General features: G+C 30.0%; 2 protein-coding genes. Both read left to right on the forward strand.

Annotation, left to right across the window (positions count from 1 at the left end):
• The first annotated feature begins 193 nt into the window (after positions 1-193).
• On the forward strand, positions 194-391 hold the full coding sequence (locus tag FHL06_RS12775; protein WP_152587876.1) for a hypothetical protein: 198 nt from the start codon (positions 194-196) through the stop codon (positions 389-391).
• A gap of 202 nt (positions 392-593) precedes the next feature.
• Positions 594-1598 carry a protein rep gene (locus FHL06_RS12780; protein WP_152587875.1) on the forward strand — a complete coding sequence of 335 codons (1005 nt, stop codon included), beginning with the start codon at positions 594-596 and terminating at the stop codon, positions 1596-1598.
• Positions 1599-1621 lie beyond the last annotated feature (23 nt).

A 1621-nucleotide genomic window follows, 5' to 3' on the forward strand; every position in this document is an offset into this window, starting at 1 on the left:
ACCCTTAACTAAACTTGCAGACGAATGTCGGCATAGCGTGAGCTATTAAGCCGACCATTCGACAAGTTTTGGGATTGTTAAGGGTTCCGAGGCTCAACGTCAATAAAGCAATTGGAATAAAGCAATTGGAATAAAGCAATTGGAATAAAGCAATTATGTTTAGTAAGATAAAAAATAAAGAGGAGTGATTTTCTTGAATAAAAACACAGTGTTAGATAAAGGCTATGTTATAGCAACTATTTTAAATATTTTCTTTTTAATTGGATTAGTTTTTATATCTGGTTCGGAAAATTTATACATATTTATTCCATATGTTATTTTGATGGGAATAAATGCTGTTTATTTATTTATTAAAGCGATTAAGATTAATAAGAATAAGGCGGAGATTTAAAAGGTATTTGAAACGAGTGAAAACGAGTTTCTTCTTGTCTTGATACTATTAGAAATAACTCAAAGATATATAAAGTCGTTTCAACGTTGCTATATCAATGTTTTTTCGTTTTTTTAGTGTATAATATATCGGTTGACATAAAAAAACTCCAGTAATAAGATTAAAGTGTCGAGCTAAAATCTAATACTGGAGGTCTTTTTATATGCAAGACAATCATACAAAATATATAGACGAAAATCAAGATACTGAAACATTAAAAGATATTGCCAAAAGTGGTAAGCAACGCCCATGGAGAGAAAAGAAGATTAATAATGTTAGTTATGCAGATATACTTGAAATCTTAAAAATCAAAAAGGCTTATAACGTAAAACAATGTGGTAACGTCTTAGAGTTCAAGCCGACTGATGAAGGTTATTTGAAATTACATAAGACATGGTTTTGTAAATCGAAATTGTGTCCTGTTTGTAATTGGAGGCGTTCGATGAAAAATAGTTATCAAGCTCAAAGAGTGATTGAAGAAGTGGTTAAAGAGAAACCAAAGGCACGTTGGTTATTTTTGACGTTATCAACTCGAAATGCGATAGATGGAGAACATTTAGAAGAAAGTTTAAAGCATATGGCTAAAGCTTTTAATAAATTAAAAATGTATGCAAAAGTTAAAAAGAATTTAGTGGGTTTTATGCGTTCTACAGAAGTTACAGTAAACGAAAAAAATGGTAGTTATAATCAGCATATGCATGTTTTATTGTGTGTTGAAAGTAAATATTTTCGTGGATCTGAAAATTATATATCGCAAAAAGAGTGGTTGAGTTTTTGGAAAAAAGCATTACAAATTAATTATGAGCCTGTGGTAAATGTTAAAGGGATTACTCCAAATCAAAAAGGCGATAAAGATATTCAAGCAGCAATCAAAGAAACCTCAAAATATTCGGTTAAGTCATCTGATTTTTTAACTGATGATGATGAAAGAAATCAAGAAATCGTGAATGATTTGGAAAAAGGTTTATACCGAAAGCGCATGTTAAGTTATGGTGGATTGCTTAAACAAAAACATAAAATTTTAAATTTAGACGATGCCGAAGATGGCAATTTAATCAATACAAGTGACGAAGATAAAACAACAGGTGAAGAAGAAAAAGCACATTCAATTACGGCAATTTGGAACTTTGAGAAACAAAATTATTACTTAAAAGATTTGAAACGTTAGCTTATAAAGTTAGCGTTTTTTTA

It is taken from the genome of Companilactobacillus halodurans (assembly GCF_009600985.1).
Taxonomy (GTDB): Bacteria; Bacillota; Bacilli; order Lactobacillales; family Lactobacillaceae; genus Companilactobacillus; species Companilactobacillus halodurans.

Excerpts from the sequence above, each read along its gene's own strand:
- FHL06_RS12780 (WP_152587875.1), top strand. The coding sequence starts at position 594 with ATGCAAGACAATCATACAAAATATATAGACGAAAATCAAGATACTGAA.